Raw genomic sequence first — 21571 nt, forward strand, 5'->3', positions numbered from 1 at the left:
CGGGACGTCAAGCGACCTCGATCAAACGTAGCTCTTGGCAACGGCAAGAGGGAGGGTCAATGTGCGGATATCGCCCCGTCTGTCGATTCAAGGGCGGTCAGGGGTTCATGATACGCATTCTGCAAAACCTGGTGCGACGCTGGAGCGAACTTTCTCTTGCCCTGCAATTCGTCGTTGCCGGCGGCTTTGGCCTGCTGGCCGTCATGCTGGTGGTGGGCGCCTGGGTGACGGCGCAGATCCGGGAGGGCGTCATCCGCAATTCAGCCGCCACGACGGCCCTTTATGTCGACAGTGTGATTGCGCCGCTGCTTCCCGACCTGCGCAAGGACCAGGAGCTCAGCGACTCCGTCAAGCAGGCGCTCGACGAGACGCTGGGCCAGGGCGCGCTCGGCAAGCGCCTCGTCTCGTTCAGGCTCTGGAGCCGCGACGGCACGGTTCTCTATGCGAAGGAGACGGAGCTGATAGGCCGCCGTTTCGAACCGAGCAGCGGCCTGCGCTCTGCCTTCCAGGGCAATGTCGCCGCCCAGCTCGACACGTTCGACGAGACCGAAAGCAAGGAAGAGGCGTTCGGCGTGCCTTTGCTGGAGATCTACAATCCCGTGCGCGAGCCCTGGTCCGGCGAAGTGGTGGCGGTGACCGAATTCTACGAGATCGCCGACGAGTTCAAAGCCACCCTGGCTTCCGCTCTGTGGTCTAGCTGGCTGATCGTGGCCGGCGCGACCCTGGCGGCATTCCTGCTCCTGTCGGGCATCGTCCTTCGCGGCAGCCGCACCATCGACGATCAGCGCGGGGCGCTACGCCGCCAGGTGTCGGAGCTGCAGGGTCTGGTGACGCAAAACAGCGCCCTGCGAATGCGCGTGCAGCGGGCCTCCCGCCGCGCCACCGCGCTCAACGAAAGATATTTGCGCCGTATCGGCGCCGACCTCCATGACGGCCCGGCCCAACTCGTGGCCCTGGCGGCACTGCGCATGGACAGTCCGATATTTTCCGGCGACGGCCATTCGGGCGAAAGCCGCTCGACCGAGGTCGCGATGATCCGCAAGACGCTGGAGGATGCGCTACGCGAAATACGCGGTATCTGCACCGGCCTCGTCCTGCCGCAGATAGAGACGGCTGCCGCGCCGGACATTCTGCGGCTGGCCGTCAACGAACACGAACTGAGGACGGGAACGTCGGTGACACTCACGCTGGCCGGACAGTTGCCGGAGCCCGGGGCCTCCGAGAAGATCAGCATCTATCGTTTTGTGCAGGAAGGGCTGAACAACGCCTACCGCCACGGGCGAGGCAAGGATCAAGCGGTGAGTGCCGGGATGAAAGGTGGCAGGCTTTGTGTTGAAGTATCGGACGCCGGGCCAGGCTTCGATCCGGCACAGGTCGAGGGCCTCGGGCTCGCCGGTCTCAGAGAGCGGGTCGAAAGCATTGGTGGCCAGTTCGAAACCTTGACCGGGCCGCAAGGCACGCGATTGGTGATCCGTCTATCGGTTGAGGAGCAAGCATGACTGATGTCATTCGCATCGCCATTGTCGACGATCATCCCCTCTTTCGCGAAGGTGTGACGCGCAGCCTGTCGGAGATCGGAGGTTTCGAGATGGCTGGCGAGGGTGCAACGGCGCAGGATGCCGAACGCATCGCCTCGACGGTGCGGCCCGACATATTGCTGCTCGACATCTCCATGCCGGGCGGCGGTCTGGCCGCGGTTGCAGGCATCCTCGCCAACCATCCCGCCCAGAAGATCGTCATGCTGACCGTCTCGGAGGCCAATGCCGATGTGACCACAGCCCTGAACGCAGGGGTGCGCGGCTATGTCCTAAAAGGTATCGGATCGCGCGCGCTTGCCGACATCCTGCGCAACGTGGCGGCTGGCGAGAGCTATCTTTCGCCGACGCTGTCGGCCCGGCTGCTTTCGGATCTCCAGTCCCAGAAACCCGCCAACGCCATAGCGGACCGGCTGCGCCAACTCACCGAGCGGCAGACGGAAATCCTGCGGCTGGTGGCTGAGGGGCTGAGCAACAAGGAAGTCGCCTTGCGGCTGGAGCTTCAGGAGAAGACCGTCAAGCATCATATGACCGGCGTGCTGTCGAAACTCAATGTGCGAAACCGTACCGAAGCAGCCTTGATGATGCGTGAGGCGCGCGACCGCGACAGGAACCATCCTTAACAGTTCAGCGCATCTACAAAACCGGAACCGTTCCAGGGGCTTCAGTCATCGCGGCGCCGGGCCAAAACGAGGTCACCTCCGCCGGGGGGCGGCGGAGGTGACACGTGAAGCCGACCGTTGCCTGTTGGCAAGCTTCACAAGGCCTTGAGGCGGCCGACATCGGCCGGCGTGACCCGGCGGTCGATGATCGTGCGCCCGAGTGCATCCTCCATCCTGAAACGACCGTTCTCGATCTCTTCCGTTATGCCGTCGGGATGCCGGACCGTGATCTTGTTGCCTGTCACGTCGACCTTGTCACCGGTCACGGCATTGACATGACTCGCGCTGTTGCCGCTCTTGCCCCTGTTGGATCCCGATTTGCCGGCGTTACCGCTGTTGCCATTCCCGCTGCTATTGCCGCTGTTGCCGCCGCTGCTGTTGCCGGAATTGCCGCCGCTGCTGTTTCCGCCACCGTTGCCGTTTCCACCACCGCTGTTGCCGCCGCCATTGCCGCCCTTGCCCGCCTGTGCGCTGGCGGCATAGATCCCGGGAGCGGAGCCGTGGAGGACAATCTGATAGGGAGCGATGGTCAGCGCCAGCGCGGCCGCCGATCTGAGCGCCAGCCGGCAACAACGGGTCGTGACCGATCTGCGCATTCTGATCTCCGTCGATTGAGCCGGCGCCCACCCTCAACGTCGCAGCAGCAACCAACATCGCTGAAAGACGTGGTTCCCGGAAGCGACCTCCGACCGTTGCGGTTGTCACCCAGGACCTTTGCAAGCGCAAGATTGGACTAAAGTCCTGGGCTTGTGCTATATTAGCTTTGTATGAACGGCGCCGCGACAACCATCGCTGAACGGGAGACTGGCTTTCCCGATACCTGACGACGGAGACGCCGGACATCAAGTCACCTCCGCCGGGGGCGGCGGAGGTGACTTGTAACGCTGGCCTTTGCTTGGTTGACCTGTTTCACAAGGCCTGAAGACGACTGATATCGTCCGCCGGCGCCGGGCGTTCGACGATGGCGCGGCCGAGGGGCTCCTTCATCTCGAACCGACCGTTCTCGATCGCTTCCCAGGTGCCGTCTTTCTGGTGCGGTAGGGATGCTCGGTCTTGTTGCCGTCCACTTCGATCCTGTCGCCGGTTGCCACATTGACGGCGCCACAGTTGCCGCCATCATCGCCGCGTTTGTGCTGCTGCCGTCGCCATTCCCGCCGCCGCCTTCCCTGGCATGCGCCTTGCGGCAACTCCGAGAATGCCGGCCAACGGTGCATGCAGTGACTGTTGCGTCTGAAAGACCTCTTGATGTCACGAAAATGTGATCCGGCGATTATAAGGGTCAAACAGCTACCCATGCTCCAGCCATCCACGCAGCCAGAGGCAAGCCACCATGACTGACCATCGCTCCCCCGACGCCCGATTCCGCACCAGCCTGCTCGAGGAAAACGACGGCCCGGCCACCAACCCCACGGACAACCGCACCATGGGCGAGATCATCGCCGCGCGGTTTTCGCGCCGCGGGTTCCTGAAGGGCTCGCTGGCCGTCTCGGCCATCGCCGCCACCGTGAGCCCGCTGGCGCTTGTCAGCGCCGACGAAGCCCGGGCCGCGGAAGGCTCGGCCTTCGCGTTCGGCGAGCTGGAGGCTGGCATCGACGACAAGCATCATGTCGCGGCGGGCTACGACGCCGATGTGCTGTTGCGCTGGGGCGACCCGCTGTTTGCCGATTCGCCGGACTTCGACCCGACGAAACAGTCGGCGCAGGCGCAGTCCAGGCAGTTCGGCTACAACAACGACTATGTCGGCTATCTCCCGATCGACGGTTCGGCCGAACACGGCCTGCTGGTGGTCAACCACGAATACACCAACCCGCATCTGATGTTCCCGGGCATCGTCAAGATCGTCGAAAAGGACGGCAAGAAGTCGGCAGAAGTCGCACCCCTTTCGAAGGAGCAGGTCGATGTCGAGATGGCAGCCCATGGCGGCACCATCGTCGAGATCCGCAAGGACGCTGGTAAATGGCAGGTGGTGCGCGACGGCAAGCTCAATCGCCGCATCACCTCCAACACCGAAATGGTGCTGTCCGGCCCGGTCGCCGGCCATGACCGCGTCAAGACCAATGCCGATCCATCCGGCACCAAGGTTTTCGGCACATTCAACAACTGCGCCGGCGGCGTCACGCCCTGGGGCACCTATGTGATGGCTGAGGAAAACATCCACGGCTATTTCTCCGGCGGCTTGCCGGAAGGTCACAAGGAAGCCGCCAACTACAAGCGCCTCGGCATTCCCGAAGGCGCCTATGAATGGGCGGCGCATTACGACCGTTTCGACCTCGCCAAGGAGCCCAACGAGGCCAACCGCTTCGGCTGGATCGTCGAGGTTGATGTCAACGATCCGACCTCGACGCCGAGGAAGCGCACCGCCATGGGCCGCTTCAAGCATGAAGGCGCCGAATCGATCGTCGCCAAGGACGGCCGCGTCGTCTTCTATCTCGGCGACGACGAGCGCTTCGACTATGTCTACAAGTTCGTTACCAAGGCCGCGTTCAATCCGAACGACCATGCCGCCAACAAGGACCTGCTCGACGACGGCACGCTGCATGTCGCCAAGTTCGCCGAGGACGGCACGGTCGAATGGCTGCCGATTGTCTTCGGCCAGGGGCCGCTGACGGCTGAAAACGGCTTCGCTGGCCAGGCCGACGTGCTGATCGAAACACGCCGCGCCGCCGACCTGCTCGGCGCCACCAAGATGGACCGCCCGGAAGACATCCAGCCCAATGCCGTCAACGGCAAGGTCTATGTCATGCTGACCAACAATTCCAAGCGCAAGGCCGATCAGATCGATGCCGCCAACCCGCGCGCCGAAAACGCCTTCGGCCATATCATCGAGATATCGGAGGACGGTGGCGATTTCACTGCCGCCAAGGGCAAGTGGGAAGTGCTTTTGAAATGCGGCGATCCTTCGGTGGCCGATGTCGGCGCCACCTTCTCGACGGCAACGACGGCCAATGGCTGGTTCGGCATGCCCGACAATTGCGCTGTCGATTCGGCCGGTCGCCTGTGGGTCGCCACCGACGGCCAGGGTCCGAAAGCCACCGGCCGCACCGATGGCCTGTGGGCAGTGGACACCGAAGGGTCGGCGCGGGCGACCTCGAAACTGTTCTTCCGCGTGTCGATCGGCGCCGAAATGTGCGGCCCGCTGTTTGCGCCCGACGACCAGACCGCCTTCGTCGCCGTCCAGCATCCGGGCGACGGCGGCGAGGACTGGGAGGCGTTCGGCCGCCCGTCCTACTATGAGGACCTGTCGACACGCTGGCCCGACTTCAAGCCCGACATGCCGGTGCGGCCGTCGGTGGTCGCCATCACCAAACAGGGTGGCGGCAAGATCGCGGTCTGATATCCGGCGCTGGTTTGCAATCTCAAGGGAGGGACTTCGGTGACCCGAAGCCCCTCCCTTTTTCGTGAAATCACTCAAGCCTCGGGAAAGATTGGCAATTTAAACGTGGCGCCCTAGGTCTTTACCAGGAGATCGCCGTGTCGAAGTCCGTCTATGACCGTGGCTTGCTCAAGCCAGCCGATATAGCCAAGCTGCAGCGCGTGTTCGATGAGGCCTGCCGGCGGCGCGAAGCGCATCCCGATTCCGCCGATGCGCGCGAAATCGCGCTTAACCTGCTAGCCCTGCACAATGCCGGCATGGTCGAAGAGGACATGTTGATGGAGGCCGTCGGGTTCCGGCGGCTCGAGCCGAAATCGGCGTGAAGCCCGGCGGCGGCTTATCTTATTCAGCCCGCTGAACCACGGCCACATTGATCATGCTTCTGAATCGGAAGCCGATGGACTCGTACAATCCTATGGCAGCAGTGTTTGCGGCATAGGCGTGGAGGTACGGTATCTCGCCCCGTGCAAAAATCTGGTTTGCCACGAACAGCGACAGCAGCCGGCCGAGGCCGAGGCCACGGAATTCCGGGTGCGAACAGACGCCGCTGAGTTCGCTATAGCCGGGTTGCTTCATGCGCTCGCCGGCCATCGCCACCAGCCGGCCCTTGATTTTCACACCCCAGAAGTCGCCGAGGCTCAGCGCCCCTGATGTGAACGGGCCGGGTTTGGTGAGTGACGCCAAGGCCAGCATCCCGGCCGCATCCTCTTGCGTCAGACGTTGCACACGCTCGTCCGACACGGTCTGCAACGGCGCCTCGGCAATCATCTGCACGGCAGTGGCAGTCGACATCGCCGACAGGCCGACTGGCAGCGCAATGGCATCGGCCTGAGCCATGATCACGCTCTCGCCCAAGGATACAAGCTTCCCGAACGCCCGCAGGCTTTCGGCATCGTCGGTAGCGGTCGCGGCAAAGAGCGCGATTGACGGTGAATAGCGCCTGGCAAGCTTGCCACCTTGCGCGAAGGCCTGATGCCTCGTCTCCAGCGCGCTCCAGACGGGGCGATCAAGAACATGTTTCATTGCCTGGCGCCTTCTTTGACGCGGCGATCGAGCGGGGCCGCAGCCAGACCGTCCTCGATGGCAGCGAGTTGATCGAGAAGCGGCCCTGAAAGATCCCGGCACAAATCCGCAACGGCGCTCTCTATGCGCGGCCACACGTCCCGCTTGGCGACATCGACCAGGCGTTGACCTCTCCCAGACAGCGAGACCACCCGCCGCCGCTGGTCACCATCCGACTGGATGGCTTCGACCAGCCCCAGTTCGGCCAAAAGCGACACGCTTCTTGTCACACCCGGCTGTGTCAGCCCCAGCGATCGCGCCAGTTCGCCGACAGCCAAGGGTCCCAGTTTGTCGAGTGCTGCAAGCAGCGGGTACTGACTCGATTGAAGTGGAACCTCCAAGCCGTCGAGCAGACGCTGCGCGTCGGCCTGCAACTGCTCGCCAATGCGCTTCAACCTGCTGCCCAGGCAGAGGTAGCCAAGAGATCGTATGACGTCTTCCATGATCGGCCTGCCAATAAATGATAACATGTTATATAACATGGCAAATAACGGATCAAGCCGGCGTTCCGGCGTCTCCGGTCAAATCAGCGTGAAGCACCGGATCGGTGGGACACGCCAGCGGAAGCTGCGATCCGTTTTGCGATCGCCTTGGCCAGGATGCCGGCATTGGCGAAGCAGCCGCGGATGCTTGGCCGCATGCCGGTAAACCATAGGCCGGGCAGTTTCGGAACGGCTTGCCCGCCGTTGAAGAGTGGAACGCCCTTGCTGTCGAGCACGCCGAGCTTGCCGACCATCGGCTCCAGCCCGGTGCGATAGCCTGTCGCGGCGATGACGATGTCGGGGTCGATCAGGCTGCCATTGGCCAGGATCACGCCGTCGCGGGTGAATTCCCGTATGGCCGGCACGACGGTGATCTTGCCGGTCTTGATGGCGTGAACGGCGCCATCGTCGGCGGCGATCGCGGTATAGTCCGAGGTCAGGCGGCTGGCGCCCCCCGACGGCGCAGGCGGCATGCCGAATTTGGTCAGGTCGCCAAAAACCAGGCGCTGCGTTGCCGCCATCACCACATCGGCGACCCTCAAGGGCAAGCGCGCCATGAACGGCGAGAGCCGATGCACGGCGATCTTGGCGATCCGCTTGGGCAGGAGGGCGGGGCCGTTGCGGGCCGACAGCCAGATGGCGGCCGTGTCTATGTCGGCCAGGTGATTGAGCGCGTCGAAGCCCGAATTGCCGGCGCCGACGACCAGCACTTTTTGGCCCGCATAGTCCTGCGCGTCGCCGAAATCCGCCGAATGGATGATGCGGCCGGCGAAATCCTTCATGCCTTTCCATTCGGGAGTGAAAGGCTGCCTGTCGCGGCCGGTGGCGATGACGACATTGCGGGCCAGGCGCGGCCCCGCGCTGGTCCGCAGCACCCAATGATCGCCGTTGAAGGTGATTTCTTCGACGGCGACGCCAAACTGCACCGGCAGCCGGTTCTCCTCCCTGAAATCATTCATATGGCGGATGACGACCATCCTTTGCGGAAAGGCAGGGGTGCCCGGGGGATAGGCGAGACCAGGCAACGAAGAAAGATCGCGGTGGGTGTTGAGACGCAGCTGCTGGTGCCGCCGGTGCCAGGGTTCGGCCAGCCGGCTTTCCTTTTCCAGGATCGCCGTCGGAACGCCTGCGTTCATCAAGGCATGCGCGACAGCCAGACCTGCAGCGCCGGCGCCGACGACGATTGCCGGCTCCACCGTTATCGGCAGGTCCGCAACCGATCTGATTGTCGTATCAGTCATTCACTCTCGAATCCCATTCGACCGCCCACAAGGCTCGCATGACGATGTAACCGTTTGATCCCGCGCAGGACCCATACCCGCAAGCCGCCGCCGATTTTCGGGCCATGCGATTTTCGAGCCACTGTACCGCGGTTGCGCTCTATATGGCATATGCGCGATATCAACGGTAATCAGGTCGCGGCAATGTGATTGATTCGAGGCCCTGGGGGGCTGGCGGGTCTCTGTTATCCCCCACGCGCATGCCCGAAATCGCGTTCGATTTTCAAAGCCATGCGCAGAATCAAAGTGATACAGCACCTTTGCGCGTCCTGGACGCGCGGCGTTGTAGCCGGCACGCGGAATCTCGACCATGCCCTCCTTGCGGATCTATTTCGACAAAGTCCTTGAGGGCGCCGCGCCCAAGGTCGAGCGGCAGGCGCTGACCCATGTCGAACGCCTGGCGCTTGTTCGCCGCCATGGCGACTTCTCGCTTGCCTACTCCACCGCCGTGCAGAACAAGCTTTCCTACTTCGGCGACGCCGACGGCTACATCGCCTTCGGCACCAAGATGAAGCATCATTTCGCGCTCGGCGATCCGGTGGCGGCTCCTGCGCATCGAGTCGACTATATCAGACGCTTCGTCGAGGCCGCCGGCAGCCCGTGGTTCGTGCAGATCGGCGAGGAGACCGCACGCGTGCTGGCCGGGCTCGGCTACAAGGTCAATCGCTTCGGTATCGACACCCGTCTCGCCCTGCCTGAGCATGATTTTTCCGGGAAGCGCAACGAAACCGTGCGCTACTCCGAGCGCTGGCTGTTGAAGAAGGGCTTTTCGTTCGAAGAGGACAGGCGCACGATCCACCTCGACGAGATCGCCCGGCTTTCCCAAAACTGGCGCGGCGACCGCATCGTCAAGCGCTGGGAGATGGGCTTTCTCAACCGCCCGTTCGCCGATCATCTCGGCATCGACATGCGCCGTTTCGTGCTGCATGGCCCCGATGGCGAGCTGGTCGCTTTGCTTGACTTCGATCCGCTGTTTGCCGACGGCAAGGTCATCGGCTACACCACCGCCTTCAAGCGCAAGCACATCGATGCCTCGCCGCATGCCGAAATCGGCCTGACCAAATTCGCCGTCGACCGTTTTCGCGAAGAGGGCATCTCGGCTGTCACGCTCGGCCTGTCGCCGCTCGTCGACATCGACCCAAGCGGCTTTTCCGAAAGCGATTTCTGGCGCAACACCTTCCAGCGCGCCTACGACTCGCCATGGGTCAACCGGCGCAGGTTCAACCTGCAGGGCCAGGCTGCATTCAAGCGCCGCTTCCATGGTGTCGAGGAGCCGGTCTACATCGCCTTCCGCAAAGGGACGTATGTCGAGATGCTGGGGCTACTGCGGCTGGTCAAGGCGATTTGAGGTGGCCTACAGACCTGGGTTCGTCAGGGTCAGCTCCTTAGCCGATAACCTGTCCTGAAGATCCAGGCGACGATGGTTATGCAGACCAGCAGGAAGACGACGGTCATGCCAAGGCTGACGCCGACCGAAACGTCGGATTTGCCGTAGAAGCTCCAGCGGAAGCCGCTGATCAAATAGACGACCGGGTTGAACAGCGTCACCGTGCGCCAGACTTCGGGCAGCATGTTGATCGAATAGAAGCTGCCGCCGAGGAAGGTCAGCGGCGTGATGATCAAGAGCGGCACCAGCTGCAGTTGCTCAAAACTCTTCGCCCAGATGCCGATGATGAAGCCGAACAGGCTGAAGGTCACAGCCGTCAGCACCAGGAAGGCAAGCATCCAGAACGGATGCAGGATGGTGAGCGGCACGAACAGCGACGCTGTCGCCAGGATGATCAGGCCGAGGATGATCGACTTGGTCGCGGCGCCGCCGACATAGGCGATGACGATCTCCAGATAGGAGACCGGCGCCGACAGAAGCTCGTAGATCGAGCCGACGAATTTAGGGAAGTAGATGGCAAAGGAGGCGTTGGAGATCGACTGCGTCAAAAGCGACAGCATGATCAGCCCCGGCACGATGAAGGCGCCGTAGCTGATGCCGTCGATCTCGGTGATGCGCGAGCCTATTGCCGAGCCGAAGACGACGAAATACAGCGATGTCGAGATGACGGGCGAGACGATGCTCTGCAGCACGGTGCGGAAGGCACGCGCCATTTCCATCCGGTAGATCGCCCAGACTGCGCGCAGGTTCATGGCTCTCTCCTCACCAGATTGACGAAGATCTCCTCGAGCGAGCTGTTTTGCGTGTCGATGTCGCGGAACTGGATGCCGCCGGCCTCGAGATCGCGCATCAGCGAGGCGACGCCGGGCCGCTCGGCCTGGTTGTCATAGGTGTAGGTCAGCTGCCCGCCATCCGGCGACAGCTCCAGTGCGTAACGCGAGAGCGCTTCCGGAATAGACGTCAACGGGTTGCGCAGTTCCAGCACCAGCCGCTTGCGACCGAGCTTGCGCATCAGCTCGGCCTTGTTCTCGACCAGGATGATCTCGCCGCGGTTGATGACGCCGACGCGGTCGGCCATCGCCTCGGCTTCCTCGATATAGTGCGTGGTGAGGATGATGGTGACGCCATCCTCGCGCAGCCGGCGCACCATCGCCCACATGTCCTGGCGCAGTTCGACATCGACGCCGGCGGTCGGCTCGTCGAGGAACAGGATGCGCGGCTCATGCGACAGCGCCTTGGCGATCATCAGCCGGCGCTTCATGCCGCCCGACAGGGTAATCGCCTTGGCGTCCTTCTTGTCCCACAGCGACAGGTCGCGAAGCACCTTCTCGACAAAGCCATGATTAGCCGGCTTGCCGAACAGGCCACGGCTGTAATTGACCGTCGCCCAGACGCTCTCGAAGGCGTCGATGGTCAGTTCCTGCGGCACCAAGCCGATCAGGCTGCGCGCGGCGCGATAATCCTTGTTGATGTCGTGGCCGTCGACGGTGACGGTGCCCGACGAGCGGTTGACGATGCCGCAGACGATCGAGATCAGCGTCGTCTTGCCGGCGCCGTTGGGCCCGAGCAGCGCAAAGATCTCGCCGCGCTGGATGTCAAGATTGACCTCCTTGAGCGCGGTGAAGCCGGTGGCGTAGGTCTTGGAGACCCCAGAAATGGACAGGATGGAGGGCATGGCTGAAAACGGCTGCTTGAAAGAGGTCCCCTGATATAGGCCGAATGTCAGTGCATGCAACCGCAAGTCAATGCCGCTGCTGACAGTTCTCGACAATCGTGGGACGCGCAGGAGATCGAAGATCTGGGGCGCATTCGCGGACACCCGTGGCGACGTGCCGGACACCGGCGCAGAGGCTGAGCACATCACGCTGGCGTCATATTGGCAGGGCGCTGCGGCGTTCCGCCTCGCGGCGGGACGCCGCTTTGACCAGACCCGGCTTGCGCCCTATCCTTCAACCATAAGAAGCAGCTGGAGCCCACCATGGACCCGCTCATCCTGTCGCGCATGCAATTCGGCGCGAATATTTCGTTCCATATATTGTTTCCGACGATCACCATTGCGCTTGGCTGGGTGCTGCTGTTCTTCAAGCTGCGCTACAACGCCACCGGCGATTCCGCCTGGATACGTGCGTATTTCACCTGGGTGAAGGTGTTCGCACTGTCCTTCGCCATGGGCGTGGTTACCGGCGTCACCATGAGCTTCCAATTCGGCACCAACTGGCCGGGTTACATGGAAAAGGTCGGCAACATCGCCGGACCGCTGCTGGCCTACGAGATCCTCACCGCCTTCTTCCTCGAAGCCGCCTTCCTCGGCATCATGCTGTTCGGCTTCCGCCGCGTCTCCAACCGCATCCACACGCTGGCGACGGTGCTGGTCGCCGGCGGCACGACCGTCTCGGCCTTCTGGATCATCGCGCTCAACTCCTGGATGCAGACACCGGCCGGCTTCGAGATCCGCGACGGCGTGGCGCATGCCGTCGACTGGTGGGCGATCGTCTTCAACCCGTCGATGCCCTACCGGCTGGTCCATATGCTGCTGGCCTCCGGCCTCACGGTGTCGTTCCTGATCGCCGGGCTGTCGGCGCTGCGCTATCTCACCGGCGACCGCTCGGAATCGATGTGGAAGGCGCTGCGCACCGGCGTCTTCACCGCGGCGATCCTGATCCCGATCCAGATCTTTGCCGGCGACCAGCATGGTCTTAACACGCTGGAGCATCAGCCGCAGAAGATCGCCGCGATGGAGGCCAACTGGAACACCGGCCCCAACGTGCCGCTGGTGCTCTTCGCTCTGCCCGACGAGGCGGCCAAGGAAAACAGGTTCGAGATCGCCATTCCCGACGGCGCCAGCCTGGTGCTGCGGCATTCGACCAGCGGGGTGGTGCCGGGGCTGAACGACTACCCCGGCAACCATCCGCCTGTCTTCCCGGTGTTCTGGGGTTTCCGCATCATGGTCGGCACCGGCATCCTGATGCTGATCGTCTCATGGTCGGCGGCCTACTTCCTCAAGCGCCGGCACAGCCTGCCGAAGGCGCTCGCCTTGCTGATGGTGCCGATGGCGCTGTCGGGCTGGCTGGCGACGCTGGCCGGCTGGTACACCACCGAAATCGGCCGCCAGCCCTGGCTGGTGACGGGCGTGCTGAAAACCGCCGACGCGGTCGGCCCGGTGGCCGGCAGCCATGTCGCGCTGACGCTGGCCGTCTATCTCATTCTCTACGTGCTTTTGCTGATCGCCTATCTCGGCGTGCTGGTGCACCTGGCGCTGAAGGCGGCAAAGGACGGCGATTCATCGCCGCTGCCGGGCGTGATGAAGACGGCCATGTCGCAACCGGCAGCTGGCGAGTAGGAGAAGAAAAATGAGCTTCGACTGGCCGACCGCACTCCCCCTCATCTTCGCCGGACTGATGGGCCTCGCCATCCTGATCTACGTCATTCTCGACGGTTTCGATCTCGGCATCGGCATCCTGTTCGCCGCCGCCGAAGATGCCGAACAGGACACGATGATTGCCGCGATCGGTCCGTTCTGGGACGCCAACGAAACCTGGCTGGTGCTGGCAGTCGGCCTGCTGCTGGTTGCCTTCCCGCTGGCGCACGGCGTCATCCTGACCGCGCTCTACATTCCAGTCTTCGTGCTGCTGGTCGGGCTGATCCTGCGCGGCGTCGCCTTCGATTTCCGCGCCAAGGTGCCGACCGAGCGCAAACACCGCTGGAACCGTATTTTCTTCCTCGGTTCAATCATCGCTTCGCTGGCGCAGGGATACATGCTGGGCGTCTATGTGCTCGGCCTCGATGTCGGCTTCGGCGGCATGGCGTTCGGCGTGCTGGTGGCGTTCTGCCTTGCCGCCGCCTACGCGGCGATGGGCGCGGCCTGGGTGATCTACAAGACCGAAGGCGAGTTGCAGAAGAAGGCGGTGCGCTGGCTGCGCACCGCACTTGTGCTGACCGCGCTCGGCATGGCGGCGGTGTCGCTGGCGACGCCGTTCGCCAGCCCGCGCATCTTCGACAAATGGTTCGTCTGGCCTCAAATGCTCTATCTGTCGCCGCTGCCGATCCTGTCGGCGCTGCTGTTCGGCTGGCTGTGGCGGCAGACCTTCCACCTGCCGAAACCCGGCGACCGCCATTCGCTGACGCCGTTCCTGACGCTGGCCGCCATCTTCGCGCTCGGCTTTGCCGGACTGGCGTGGTCGTTCTATCCGTTCGTGGTGCCGAACAAGCTGACCATCTGGCAGGCGGCCTCGGCGACCGAAAGCCTGGCCATCATCCTTGCCGGCACCGTCGTCGTGCTACCCGTCATCATCTTCTATTCGTTCTATGCCTACCGGGTGTTCGGCGGGAAGGCGACGGATTTGACGTATGATTGAGAAAAGGTCAGGTCGGGACGGCAGCAGCTACGGTGCCTTCGATGGGGCGTCGTCGCCCTTCGCACACCCCCAGCCCCGCTCTTCGCACTCAGCTCAGTTGCTCGCCGCCAGCACCAGCACCGGCTTTTCGCTGTACAGCGCCGGGAACAGCGCTTTCAGGTTCGCCACCTTGGGCAGGTCGTTGTAGACGATGTAGGGATAGGTCGGGTTCAGCGTCAGGAAATCCTGATGATAATTCTCGGCCGGATAGAAGGTCTTGCCGGTTTCCAGCGTGGTGACGATCGGCTCCGGGAACACCTTGGCCTTGTCGAGCTGGGCGATGTAGCTCTGCGCGATCTTCTTTTGCGCATCGTTTTCGGCAAAGATCGTCGAGCGGTACTGCGTGCCGGAGTCCGGACCCTGGAAATTCAGCTGGGTCGGGTTGTGGGCGACCGAGAAATAGACCTGCAGCAGCTGGCCATAAGTGACTTTCGACGGATCGTAGGTGATCTCGACGGATTCGGCATGCCCGGTGCGGCCCGAGCCGACCGTCTCGTAGACGGCGGTGTCCTTGTCGCCGCCGGTGTAGCCGGAGACGGCCCTGGTCACGCCCTTGACGTGCTGAAAGACGCCCTGCACGCCCCAGAAGCAGCCGCCGGCGAAGATTGCCTTTTCGCTGCCGGCAGCCGCCTTTTCGTCCAAAGCCGGCGGCGGGATCTTCACCGCGTCCTCGGCCGAAACCGCCGGCGTCAACCAGAAGGCGGCGCCCGCTGCGGCAAGCGCAAGCGCGGCGAGAGCGCCTTTGACAAAGCCGAACGAACGGTTTGGAATCTTGATGTCGGTCATGGCTGCACTCCTCATGGCTTCCATTGGGATCAGTCTATTGCATCAGCTACGGCGGCGCGACGCACGAGTTGCGGCACGGGCTCACATTCGCGTGCGTCGCGGGCAGCCAGCCTAGTTTGCCGGTTTCATGGCATCCGTTGCCGGTTTCATCGCGTCAGCCGCCGGTTTCATGGCGTCAGCCGCCGGCTTCATGGAATTGGTGGCCATCGGGTCGGCAGGCTTCATCGCGTCGGTCGCCGGCTTCATGGCGTCTGCGGCAGGCTTCATCGCATCGGCGGCCGGTTTCATGGCATTGGCAGCGGGCTTCATCGCATTGGTCGCGTCGTCGGCACGGGCGATGCCGCCGGCAAGCAGCGCCGTCGAGCACAGAGCGAGAGCGAGTGCCGGCAGCGTCAGGCGGGACAGAATGGTCATGATGGTCTCCTTGGGGTTGGTCGTTGAAGGCGCGCCCTCTTGGCGGCCGTGCTATGCGGTGCCGCGCGTGCGGCGTTGCGCAATCTCTTGTTGAAGCGTGATCTAGTTGGTCGCGGCGGCCAGGATCGGTCCGCCACTGGGCGACTGGACGAGCACGGCCGTGCTCAGGCCGTCCGAAGCTGACGGCAGATCCAGCGCCGTGGCGTCGCCGGTCCAGCTGCCGAGTTTCTTGAGCGCATGCACGACATTGGCGTGCGGCAGGGTGCGGCCGGAGTTCTCGCCGCGTGCCACCGGCACCTCGACGACGCCCTTGGCGTAGCGCACCAGCCAGACATCAGCCTTACCGCCAGGTGCGGCGCCGGCGCCGATGCTGACCTTGCCGCCATCGAGCGACAGCGACGGGCCGCTGGTGCGGCCAGTGCTTGCGATCAGGTTCTGGATCTCGCCGGGTGCGGCGCCGACGACATCGGCATGGCCGTTGACCACCACCTGCGGCGTGAACGGGCCGTCATGGCCGAGCGGCGGCTCGTAAGTAACCTGGCGCTGGGTGAATTCCTGGCGGCCGAAAATGTCCTTCCAGCCGAGATAGTCCCAGTAGGTGACGTTGAACGACAGCGCCAGCACGCCGGGCTGGTCCTTGACCTTGATCAGATTGGCGTTGGCCGGCGGGCAGGACGAGCAGCCCTGGCTGGTGAACAGCTCGACCACGGTGAGCGGCTGGGCGGCCGCCGCACCGAGCGACACTGCCAGCGCAAGCGCGCAAAGGCTGGACACTGTGACGAGTTTGCAGGACATGGCTTGCTCCGTGGGCGGCGGCGCCTGGATGCACCGCTCATGTCCCCACTTCGCCGCCGCCCGCTGCTTCGTTACAGCGCTCACCGGTTTGTGATCGGGTTCGTCGCTTTGCAGCGGTGGAGATCGGCACCAGCCGTCGCGACAGGCTAATCTCACCCCTCGAGGGGTGAGAGATGTCCGGCAGGACAGAGGGGGCGCCGTAGAGCACCAACAAAGCCGCTGTAGGGGCCGTCGAGCAACGATAGAATGATGGTCAGATCGGTCAGAGAAAGTGGGAGACGGATATGGCAAAGCCGGCGGGGCAGCGCCCCCCTCTGGCCTGCCGGCCATCTCCCCCACATGTGGGGAGATCGGCCGCTTCAGCGTCTACTGCGTCAGCCGTGTGTTGTTGGGCCGCTTGTTGAAGTCGCACCTGCCGGTCACGTTGTAGAAGAAGTCGGCGTTGCTGACAGGCGCCGGGACCTTGTTGCCGCCGTCTTCCCAGGCCTGGTAGCCTGTCGCGCCGCAAGGCACGAGGCCGAAAATATCAACGATCTGGCCGGTCGCGACCTCGGCCGGAGCGACGTCCTTGCTTATCGAGCTGTAGAGCCGATTGGACGTGGCTGGATCGTTCGACATGAGTTTCGTTGGCTGGGGTGGTTTTGCCGTGGCGGCGGACGGAACGTCCATCTGCAGATAGAGGCCGGCCATCTGGCTGACGTTGACTGACGCACCGGCGGCGTTGCCAGCAGACATCGTGTCAACACAGTAATATTTCGTAAGGAATTTGTCGGTCTGGATCACCGCTCCGGCGGGCGTGTTCGAGTCGACGAGCTTGCAGACCTGCTTCTGGGCCAACGTGGTGACGGTCTTGCCGGCTGAATCGGTGGTGATGACGTTGACGGTGGTGGTGCCGTAGCCTTTCGGATCGCCGGTTTTGCCATATGTATAATCGATCGTCATCAGCGGCTTGCCCGCCGCCGCACCGAACATCGTGCCGTAGAGGGTCATTTTCTTGTTCCAGTAACCCGACACGCCGGTGACCTTGAAGGTCGCCTCCACCAGCGCCGGCGTCTTGCTCACCGCCGACGAGACGCCGACCGACACCGTGGGAATCCTGGCGATCTGCATGAACACGGTCGGCATGTCGAAACTCGCCGTGGCCTGCGCGGTGGCGGTGCCGTTGGCGCTGACGTCGAAACTGTTCAGCGTCGCGTTGCCCCGACCACCGTTTTCTTTGTAGGTATTCTGCAGCACCACCTGGCGCTGCGGCTTCGTCGAGGCCGTGTCCATCGTGGTGATCGACAGGATCGCGGCATCGAGTGCCGCCTGCTCGGCCGACCTGGTCTGGACCGCCGAGGTGTAGTCGACCGAAAAGCCGACCGCGGTGATCAGCGGAATCATGATGACGACGAGGATCGGCGCAAATGCACCGCTCCTCGAGTCGATAAACCTGCCTGCAAGCCCCCGCATGCCTTGATCCTTATAGCCGACTATCGCTACCGGCTAACATGGCACTCCCCAATTATGCTCTAATGGACTTGGTTAAAATTTATAGACTTTTCGCGAAAAGCGCGAAATACGCGACAAGCGCCGGCGGCGCTTGCTCCGGCAAAGGCGCACCGCTTGCCGCAGCAAGCCGCCCCTGCTAAACGCGCGCCATGAGCACGCCCCTCGACCACATCCGCAATTTCTCCATCGTCGCCCATATCGACCATGGCAAATCCACGCTTGCCGACCGGCTGATCCAGCTGACCGGCGGGCTGGAGCTGCGCGACATGAAGGAGCAGGTGCTGGACTCGATGGACATCGAGCGCGAGCGCGGCATCACCATCAAGGCGCAGACGGTGCGGCTGAAGTACCACGCCAACAATGGCGAGGACTATATCCTCAATTTGATCGACACGCCCGGCCATGTCGACTTCGCCTATGAAGTGTCGCGCTCGCTCGCCGCCTGCGAAGGCTCGCTGCTGGTGGTCGACGCCTCCCAGGGCGTCGAGGCGCAGACGCTGGCCAATGTCTACCAGGCGATCGACAACAACCACGAGATCGTCGTGGTGCTGAACAAGGTCGACCTCCCGGCCGCCGAACCCGAGCGCATCCGCGAGCAGGTCGAGGAGGTGATCGGCATCGACGCTTCCAACGCCGTGCTGATCTCGGCCAAGACCGGGCTTGGCATTCCCGATGTGCTGGAGGCCATCGTCCACCAATTGCCACCGCCGCGCGAAGGCGACGCTTCGGCCCCCTTGAAGGCGATGCTGGTCGACAGCTGGTACGACGCCTATCTCGGCGTCATCGTGCTGGTGCGCGTCATCGACGGCGTGCTGAAAAAGGGCCAGACCATCCGCATGATGGGCACCGGCGCCAAGCACCTGGTCGAGCGCACCGGCGTGTTCACCCCTGCCCGCATCAATGTCGACGAGCTCGGCCCCGGCGAATTCGGCTTCTTCACCGGCTCGATCAAGGAAGTGGCCGACACCCGCGTCGGCGACACCATCACCGAGGACAAGCGCCAGACGGCCAAGGCGCTGCCCGGCTTCAAGCCGGCGCAGCCGGTGGTGTTCTGCGGCCTGTTCCCGGTCGACGCCGCCGATTTCGAGGACCTGCGCGCCGCGGTCGGCAAATTGCGCCTCAACGACGCCAGCTTCTCTTTTGAAATGGAAACCAGCGCCGCGCTCGGCTTCGGCTATCGCTGCGGCTTCCTTGGCCTCCTGCATCTCGAAATCATCCAGGAGCGGCTGGAGCGCGAGTTCAACCTCGACCTGATCGCCACGGCACCATCAGTCGTCTACCGGCTGCTGCTCACCGACGGCTCGATGAAGGAACTGCACAACCCGGCCGACATGCCCGACGTGGTCAAGATCTCGGCGATCGAGGAGCCGTGGATCCGCGCCACCATCCTGACGCCCGACGATTATCTCGGCGGCATATTGAAGCTCTGCCAAGACCGGCGCGGCATCCAGGCCGACCTCTCCTATGTCGGCAAGCGCGCCATGCTGATCTACGATTTGCCGCTCAACGAAGTCGTGTTCGATTTCTACGACCGGCTGAAGTCGATCTCCAAGGGCTATGCCTCCTTCGACTATCACCTCACCGACTACAGGGAAGGCGACCTCGTCAAGATGTCGATCCTGGTCAATGAGGAGCCGGTGGACGCGCTGTCCATGCTGGTCCACCGCACGGCGGCGGAAAAGCGCGGCCGGCAGATGTGCGAGAAGCTGAAGGAGCTGATCCCGAACCATCTGTTCAAGATCCCGATCCAGGCCGCGATCGGCGGCAAGGTCATCGCCCGCGAAACCATCTCGGCGCTGCGCAAGGACGTGACCGCCAAATGCTACGGCGGCGACGTCTCGCGCAAGCGCAAGCTGCTGGACAAGCAGAAAGAAGGCAAGAAGCGGATGCGCCAGTTTGGGAAGGTGGATATCCCGCAGGAGGCGTTTATCCAGGCGCTGAAGATGGGCGATTGAGAAGCCGGTTGGCGCGCAAAGCGCGCCAAGTCATCGATCCGGTGGATCGATGGCAGGCTTCGAAAGCGGGGGAGCTGCCGGAGGCAGCGGGCCCCCCGCCAGCGCGGCGCTGACGCTGCGCGGTGGAGATTGGGCACAGAGCGTGGCCGTGTAGGGTGAGCGAGCCCCCCGCGTTTCCGTAGGCTGCCCATTGTTTTGTTATTTGGGATCGAGTGAGCTGCAGCCTACGCTCCTCCTTCTTGCTGAAATCCCAAACGACCTATCGCGCTAAATCATACACGTAATGGTTGATTCAAAACGAATCCTCACTCGTCTAGATGGTAAATAAATATGGTTAAGATTCGGTTGATTCCGTGGATTCGAAGCGCTATATAGGGATTCCAGATGGATTCGAACGAAATATAGTGACGGAATGCGGACGCTTGAAAACGACCTGATAATACCTGCACTCCGAATCCTGGCGGATTCTTCACAACCGGAGATTGGAATGCCTACCGTCGAGTTAGCCCGAAAGCTACGTGACCAACTTGAACCAACAGCGGAAGACCGCGAGACCCTCCAAGGCAGGACGGATGACCGACTAAGCCAAGTCATCCGCAATCTAGTGAGCCACCGCACCCTGGAGCGCAGAGGTCTAGCTATCTACTACAAAAATCCGATCACGGGACGCGGCCATTACCGCCTCACCGCGATGGGGAATCGCACTCTGAGCGAGGCCCGCAATTATCGATAGCCGACAGGATGCACCGTGTAGAGGTTCGCTCCGCGCAGTGCATCCAGCAGGTTATCAGTATGGCACGACCGCTTCCTGATCTGACGAGGTTTGCCGACCTGGTCAGTTTCAGCAGCCGCCGCTGGGCGGTAGGAGCCGGGGCGCGAGTGCTCCGGTTCCACACTGGCCCGGGAATGGTCCCGGATCAGAAACATGCGACCGAATAGACGGCGCAATGCAATGCAGCGACAATGATTCATCCATGAATCAGCGTCAACTGTTTATTCGGTCGCATCCTTTTCGAAAGGAAAAGGCAATGCACGACCGGAAGGTCACCCCGGACATGGTTCCGGTGATAAAACTGGCCCGCGATCTGGGCATCAATTACGCGCTCATCGCGTCGTACTACCAGATCAATCAGGGCCGCATCGCAGACGTCATGAAGGGACGCTTGTTCCCAGATATTTCGCCTGCGATAGAACTCCCCGCTGACTTCCCGATGATGGCGGCGGCTTAAACGAAATGAGGGGGCGGCCCACAGCCGCCCTCTCGAACCTTCCTCCTTCAACATTCACCCCACCTTGGCATACCTCTCGCAGGCTTAGGGAACATTCCACATGCGTTCCACTTCGGACACCGTCGCTGCAATCGGCCTCGCCATCGGAGGCGCTTTCGGCCTCGCCGGCACCTTCGTGGCCAGCGCGCCGCTGCGCGAAACGCTGTGGACGATCGACGGCGTGGCCCTCGTGGTCGCGACCGCGCTGCTGACGATGAAATACCAGCGGCTGGGCAATGACTGCATAGCTGCCGGGTTCCTGACCTTTCTCGCCGGCGAGAGCCTGCTGCTGGCCGGCAATGCGGCGGGGCTGCAGGCCAGCGTGCCTTCCTATGTCGGCGGCATCTCGCTTTGGGCGGCAGCACTGGTCATGGTCAGCGCGCCGGGAACCTTCGCCCTTTGGATGCGGCTCACCGCGCTCGTGGCCGCCCTGCTGTTTGTCGTCTCGGCTTGCATGATCCTCTGGGGCACGCCCTTGCTGCCGACCTCGTCGCCGCTGCCCGCCGCCGGCTATCCGTTCCTGGTGCTGACCTTTGTCGGCTGGATCTGGACGCTGCTCAGGCCCGCGCGGTGAGCTGGTCAGGGCGCGCGCGCCGCACTGACAGGCGCTGTCGCCGGACGGCGCCTTTTTCAATGACGCAACGGTACGGGTTCATCCAGTCCGCACCAACCCTGAGTTGGTTGATC

The 21571-nt window shown here is 63.0% G+C and carries 20 protein-coding genes; 10 read left to right on the forward strand and 10 right to left on the reverse strand.

Features of this window, described 5'->3' with window-relative positions; translation table 11 throughout:
• Nucleotides 1–107 precede the first annotated feature (107 nt).
• On the forward strand, nt 108–1499 hold the full coding sequence (locus ASD99_RS11865) for a sensor histidine kinase (RefSeq protein ID WP_056585460.1): 1392 nt from the start codon (nt 108–110) through the stop codon (nt 1497–1499).
• Complete coding sequence (locus ASD99_RS11870; protein ID WP_056585461.1) at nt 1496–2158, forward strand: LuxR C-terminal-related transcriptional regulator; 663 nt, start codon at nt 1496–1498, stop codon at nt 2156–2158. The genes ASD99_RS11865 and ASD99_RS11870 overlap by 4 nt, the downstream gene beginning before the upstream one ends.
• Before the next feature lie 134 nt (nt 2159–2292).
• Here ASD99_RS11870 and ASD99_RS11875 read toward each other — a convergent pair whose 3' ends face one another.
• Nucleotides 2293–2793, reverse strand: a complete 501-nt coding sequence (locus tag ASD99_RS11875; protein ID WP_057143781.1) for a hypothetical protein — start codon at nt 2791–2793, stop codon at nt 2293–2295.
• 734 nt (nt 2794–3527) lie between these two features.
• Between ASD99_RS11875 and ASD99_RS11885 the strand changes: the two genes are divergently transcribed.
• Nucleotides 3528–5531 (forward strand): PhoX family protein, encoded by a 2004-nt coding sequence (locus ASD99_RS11885; RefSeq protein ID WP_057143783.1) that lies wholly within the window; start codon nt 3528–3530, stop codon nt 5529–5531.
• Between the two features lie 137 nt (nt 5532–5668).
• The gene (locus tag ASD99_RS11890; protein WP_013528677.1) at nt 5669–5893 is read left to right on the forward strand and encodes a hypothetical protein; all 225 of its coding nucleotides are present in this window, start codon (nt 5669–5671) and stop codon (nt 5891–5893) included.
• 19 nt (nt 5894–5912) lie between these two features.
• Here the strand turns inward: ASD99_RS11890 and ASD99_RS11895 are convergent, their stop codons facing one another.
• The 3 genes from ASD99_RS11895 to ASD99_RS11905 form a co-directional block, all read right to left on the reverse strand.
• Nucleotides 5913–6593, reverse strand: a complete 681-nt coding sequence (locus ASD99_RS11895) for a GNAT family N-acetyltransferase (protein WP_057143784.1) — start codon at nt 6591–6593, stop codon at nt 5913–5915.
• On the reverse strand, nt 6590–7075 hold the full coding sequence (locus ASD99_RS11900) for a MarR family winged helix-turn-helix transcriptional regulator (protein WP_082583254.1): 486 nt from the start codon (nt 7073–7075) through the stop codon (nt 6590–6592). The genes ASD99_RS11895 and ASD99_RS11900 overlap by 4 nt, the downstream gene beginning before the upstream one ends.
• An 83-nt stretch (nt 7076–7158) precedes the next feature.
• On the reverse strand, nt 7159–8355 hold the full coding sequence (locus tag ASD99_RS11905; protein WP_056585472.1) for a flavin-containing monooxygenase: 1197 nt from the start codon (nt 8353–8355) through the stop codon (nt 7159–7161).
• A 349-nt stretch (nt 8356–8704) separates the two neighbouring features.
• Between ASD99_RS11905 and ASD99_RS11910 the strand changes: the two genes are divergently transcribed.
• On the forward strand, nt 8705–9742 hold the full coding sequence (locus ASD99_RS11910) for a phosphatidylglycerol lysyltransferase domain-containing protein (protein WP_057143785.1): 1038 nt from the start codon (nt 8705–8707) through the stop codon (nt 9740–9742).
• A 29-nt stretch (nt 9743–9771) separates the two neighbouring features.
• On the opposite strand, the gene ASD99_RS11915 is transcribed toward ASD99_RS11910, so the two are convergent.
• On the reverse strand, nt 9772–10533 hold the full coding sequence (locus ASD99_RS11915; protein WP_056585476.1) for an ABC transporter permease: 762 nt from the start codon (nt 10531–10533) through the stop codon (nt 9772–9774).
• Complete coding sequence (locus tag ASD99_RS11920; RefSeq protein WP_056586770.1) at nt 10530–11456, reverse strand: ABC transporter ATP-binding protein; 927 nt, start codon at nt 11454–11456, stop codon at nt 10530–10532. The genes ASD99_RS11915 and ASD99_RS11920 overlap by 4 nt, the downstream gene beginning before the upstream one ends.
• Nucleotides 11457–11759: 303 nt before the next feature.
• Between ASD99_RS11920 and ASD99_RS11925 the strand changes: the two genes are divergently transcribed.
• Both ASD99_RS11925 and ASD99_RS11930 read left to right on the forward strand, forming a co-directional pair.
• A complete protein-coding gene (locus tag ASD99_RS11925; RefSeq protein WP_057143786.1) occupies nt 11760–13121 on the forward strand; it encodes a cytochrome ubiquinol oxidase subunit I in 1362 nt (453 codons plus the stop codon).
• Between the two features lie 10 nt (nt 13122–13131).
• A complete protein-coding gene (locus ASD99_RS11930; RefSeq protein WP_056585479.1) occupies nt 13132–14136 on the forward strand; it encodes a cytochrome d ubiquinol oxidase subunit II in 1005 nt (334 codons plus the stop codon).
• Between the two features lie 93 nt (nt 14137–14229).
• On the opposite strand, the gene msrA is transcribed toward ASD99_RS11930, so the two are convergent.
• The 4 genes from msrA to ASD99_RS11950 form a co-directional block, all read right to left on the reverse strand.
• Complete coding sequence (gene msrA, locus ASD99_RS11935; protein WP_056585481.1) at nt 14230–14961, reverse strand: peptide-methionine (S)-S-oxide reductase MsrA; 732 nt, start codon at nt 14959–14961, stop codon at nt 14230–14232.
• A gap of 111 nt (nt 14962–15072) precedes the next feature.
• Entirely contained in the window at nt 15073–15375 is a 303-nt protein-coding gene (locus tag ASD99_RS11940; RefSeq protein ID WP_056585482.1) for a hypothetical protein, read from the reverse strand.
• A 102-nt stretch (nt 15376–15477) separates the two neighbouring features.
• Nucleotides 15478–16170 (reverse strand): DUF1223 domain-containing protein, encoded by a 693-nt coding sequence (locus ASD99_RS11945; protein WP_056585484.1) that lies wholly within the window; start codon nt 16168–16170, stop codon nt 15478–15480.
• A 366-nt stretch (nt 16171–16536) separates the two neighbouring features.
• The gene (locus ASD99_RS11950) at nt 16537–17622 is read right to left on the reverse strand and encodes a TadE/TadG family type IV pilus assembly protein (RefSeq protein WP_057143787.1); all 1086 of its coding nucleotides are present in this window, start codon (nt 17620–17622) and stop codon (nt 16537–16539) included.
• A gap of 188 nt (nt 17623–17810) precedes the next feature.
• Between ASD99_RS11950 and lepA the strand changes: the two genes are divergently transcribed.
• The 3 genes from lepA (at nt 17811) to ASD99_RS33895 (ending at nt 21458) form a co-directional block, all read left to right on the forward strand.
• The gene (gene lepA / locus ASD99_RS11955; protein ID WP_057143788.1) at nt 17811–19616 is read left to right on the forward strand and encodes a translation elongation factor 4; all 1806 of its coding nucleotides are present in this window, start codon (nt 17811–17813) and stop codon (nt 19614–19616) included.
• 1028 nt (nt 19617–20644) lie between these two features.
• Nucleotides 20645–20845 carry a hypothetical protein gene (locus tag ASD99_RS11965; protein ID WP_057143823.1) on the forward strand — a complete coding sequence of 67 codons (201 nt, stop codon included), beginning with the start codon at nt 20645–20647 and terminating at the stop codon, nt 20843–20845.
• A gap of 100 nt (nt 20846–20945) precedes the next feature.
• Complete coding sequence (locus ASD99_RS33895) at nt 20946–21458, forward strand: hypothetical protein (protein WP_057143790.1); 513 nt, start codon at nt 20946–20948, stop codon at nt 21456–21458.
• Nucleotides 21459–21571 lie beyond the last annotated feature (113 nt).

Origin of the sequence: Mesorhizobium sp. Root695, from assembly GCF_001428185.1 — a bacterium.
Taxonomy (GTDB): domain Bacteria; phylum Pseudomonadota; class Alphaproteobacteria; order Rhizobiales; family Rhizobiaceae; genus Mesorhizobium.

Coding starts and splice junctions, on each gene's coding strand:
- ASD99_RS11915 (WP_056585476.1), bottom strand. CDS start 10,533: ATGAACCTGCGCGCAGTCTGGGCGATCTACCGGATGGAAATGGCGCGT.
- ASD99_RS11885 (WP_057143783.1), top strand. CDS start 3,528: ATGACTGACCATCGCTCCCCCGACGCCCGATTCCGCACCAGCCTGCTC.
- ASD99_RS11945 (WP_056585484.1), bottom strand. CDS start 16,170: ATGTCCTGCAAACTCGTCACAGTGTCCAGCCTTTGCGCGCTTGCGCTG.
- ASD99_RS11940 (WP_056585482.1), bottom strand. CDS start 15,375: ATGACCATTCTGTCCCGCCTGACGCTGCCGGCACTCGCTCTCGCTCTG.
- msrA (WP_056585481.1), bottom strand. CDS start 14,961: ATGACCGACATCAAGATTCCAAACCGTTCGTTCGGCTTTGTCAAAGGC.
- ASD99_RS11900 (WP_082583254.1), bottom strand. CDS start 7,075: ATGGAAGACGTCATACGATCTCTTGGCTACCTCTGCCTGGGCAGCAGG.
- lepA (WP_057143788.1), top strand. CDS start 17,811: ATGAGCACGCCCCTCGACCACATCCGCAATTTCTCCATCGTCGCCCAT.
- ASD99_RS11905 (WP_056585472.1), bottom strand. CDS start 8,355: ATGACTGATACGACAATCAGATCGGTTGCGGACCTGCCGATAACGGTG.
- ASD99_RS11895 (WP_057143784.1), bottom strand. CDS start 6,593: ATGAAACATGTTCTTGATCGCCCCGTCTGGAGCGCGCTGGAGACGAGG.
- ASD99_RS11875 (WP_057143781.1), bottom strand. CDS start 2,793: ATGCGCAGATCGGTCACGACCCGTTGTTGCCGGCTGGCGCTCAGATCG.
- ASD99_RS11950 (WP_057143787.1), bottom strand. CDS start 17,622: ATGCGGGGGCTTGCAGGCAGGTTTATCGACTCGAGGAGCGGTGCATTT.
- ASD99_RS11910 (WP_057143785.1), top strand. CDS start 8,705: ATGCCCTCCTTGCGGATCTATTTCGACAAAGTCCTTGAGGGCGCCGCG.
- ASD99_RS11920 (WP_056586770.1), bottom strand. CDS start 11,456: ATGCCCTCCATCCTGTCCATTTCTGGGGTCTCCAAGACCTACGCCACC.
- ASD99_RS33895 (WP_057143790.1), top strand. CDS start 20,946: ATGCGTTCCACTTCGGACACCGTCGCTGCAATCGGCCTCGCCATCGGA.
- ASD99_RS11925 (WP_057143786.1), top strand. CDS start 11,760: ATGGACCCGCTCATCCTGTCGCGCATGCAATTCGGCGCGAATATTTCG.
- ASD99_RS11965 (WP_057143823.1), top strand. CDS start 20,645: ATGCACGACCGGAAGGTCACCCCGGACATGGTTCCGGTGATAAAACTG.
- ASD99_RS11870 (WP_056585461.1), top strand. CDS start 1,496: ATGACTGATGTCATTCGCATCGCCATTGTCGACGATCATCCCCTCTTT.
- ASD99_RS11865 (WP_056585460.1), top strand. CDS start 108: ATGATACGCATTCTGCAAAACCTGGTGCGACGCTGGAGCGAACTTTCT.
- ASD99_RS11930 (WP_056585479.1), top strand. CDS start 13,132: ATGAGCTTCGACTGGCCGACCGCACTCCCCCTCATCTTCGCCGGACTG.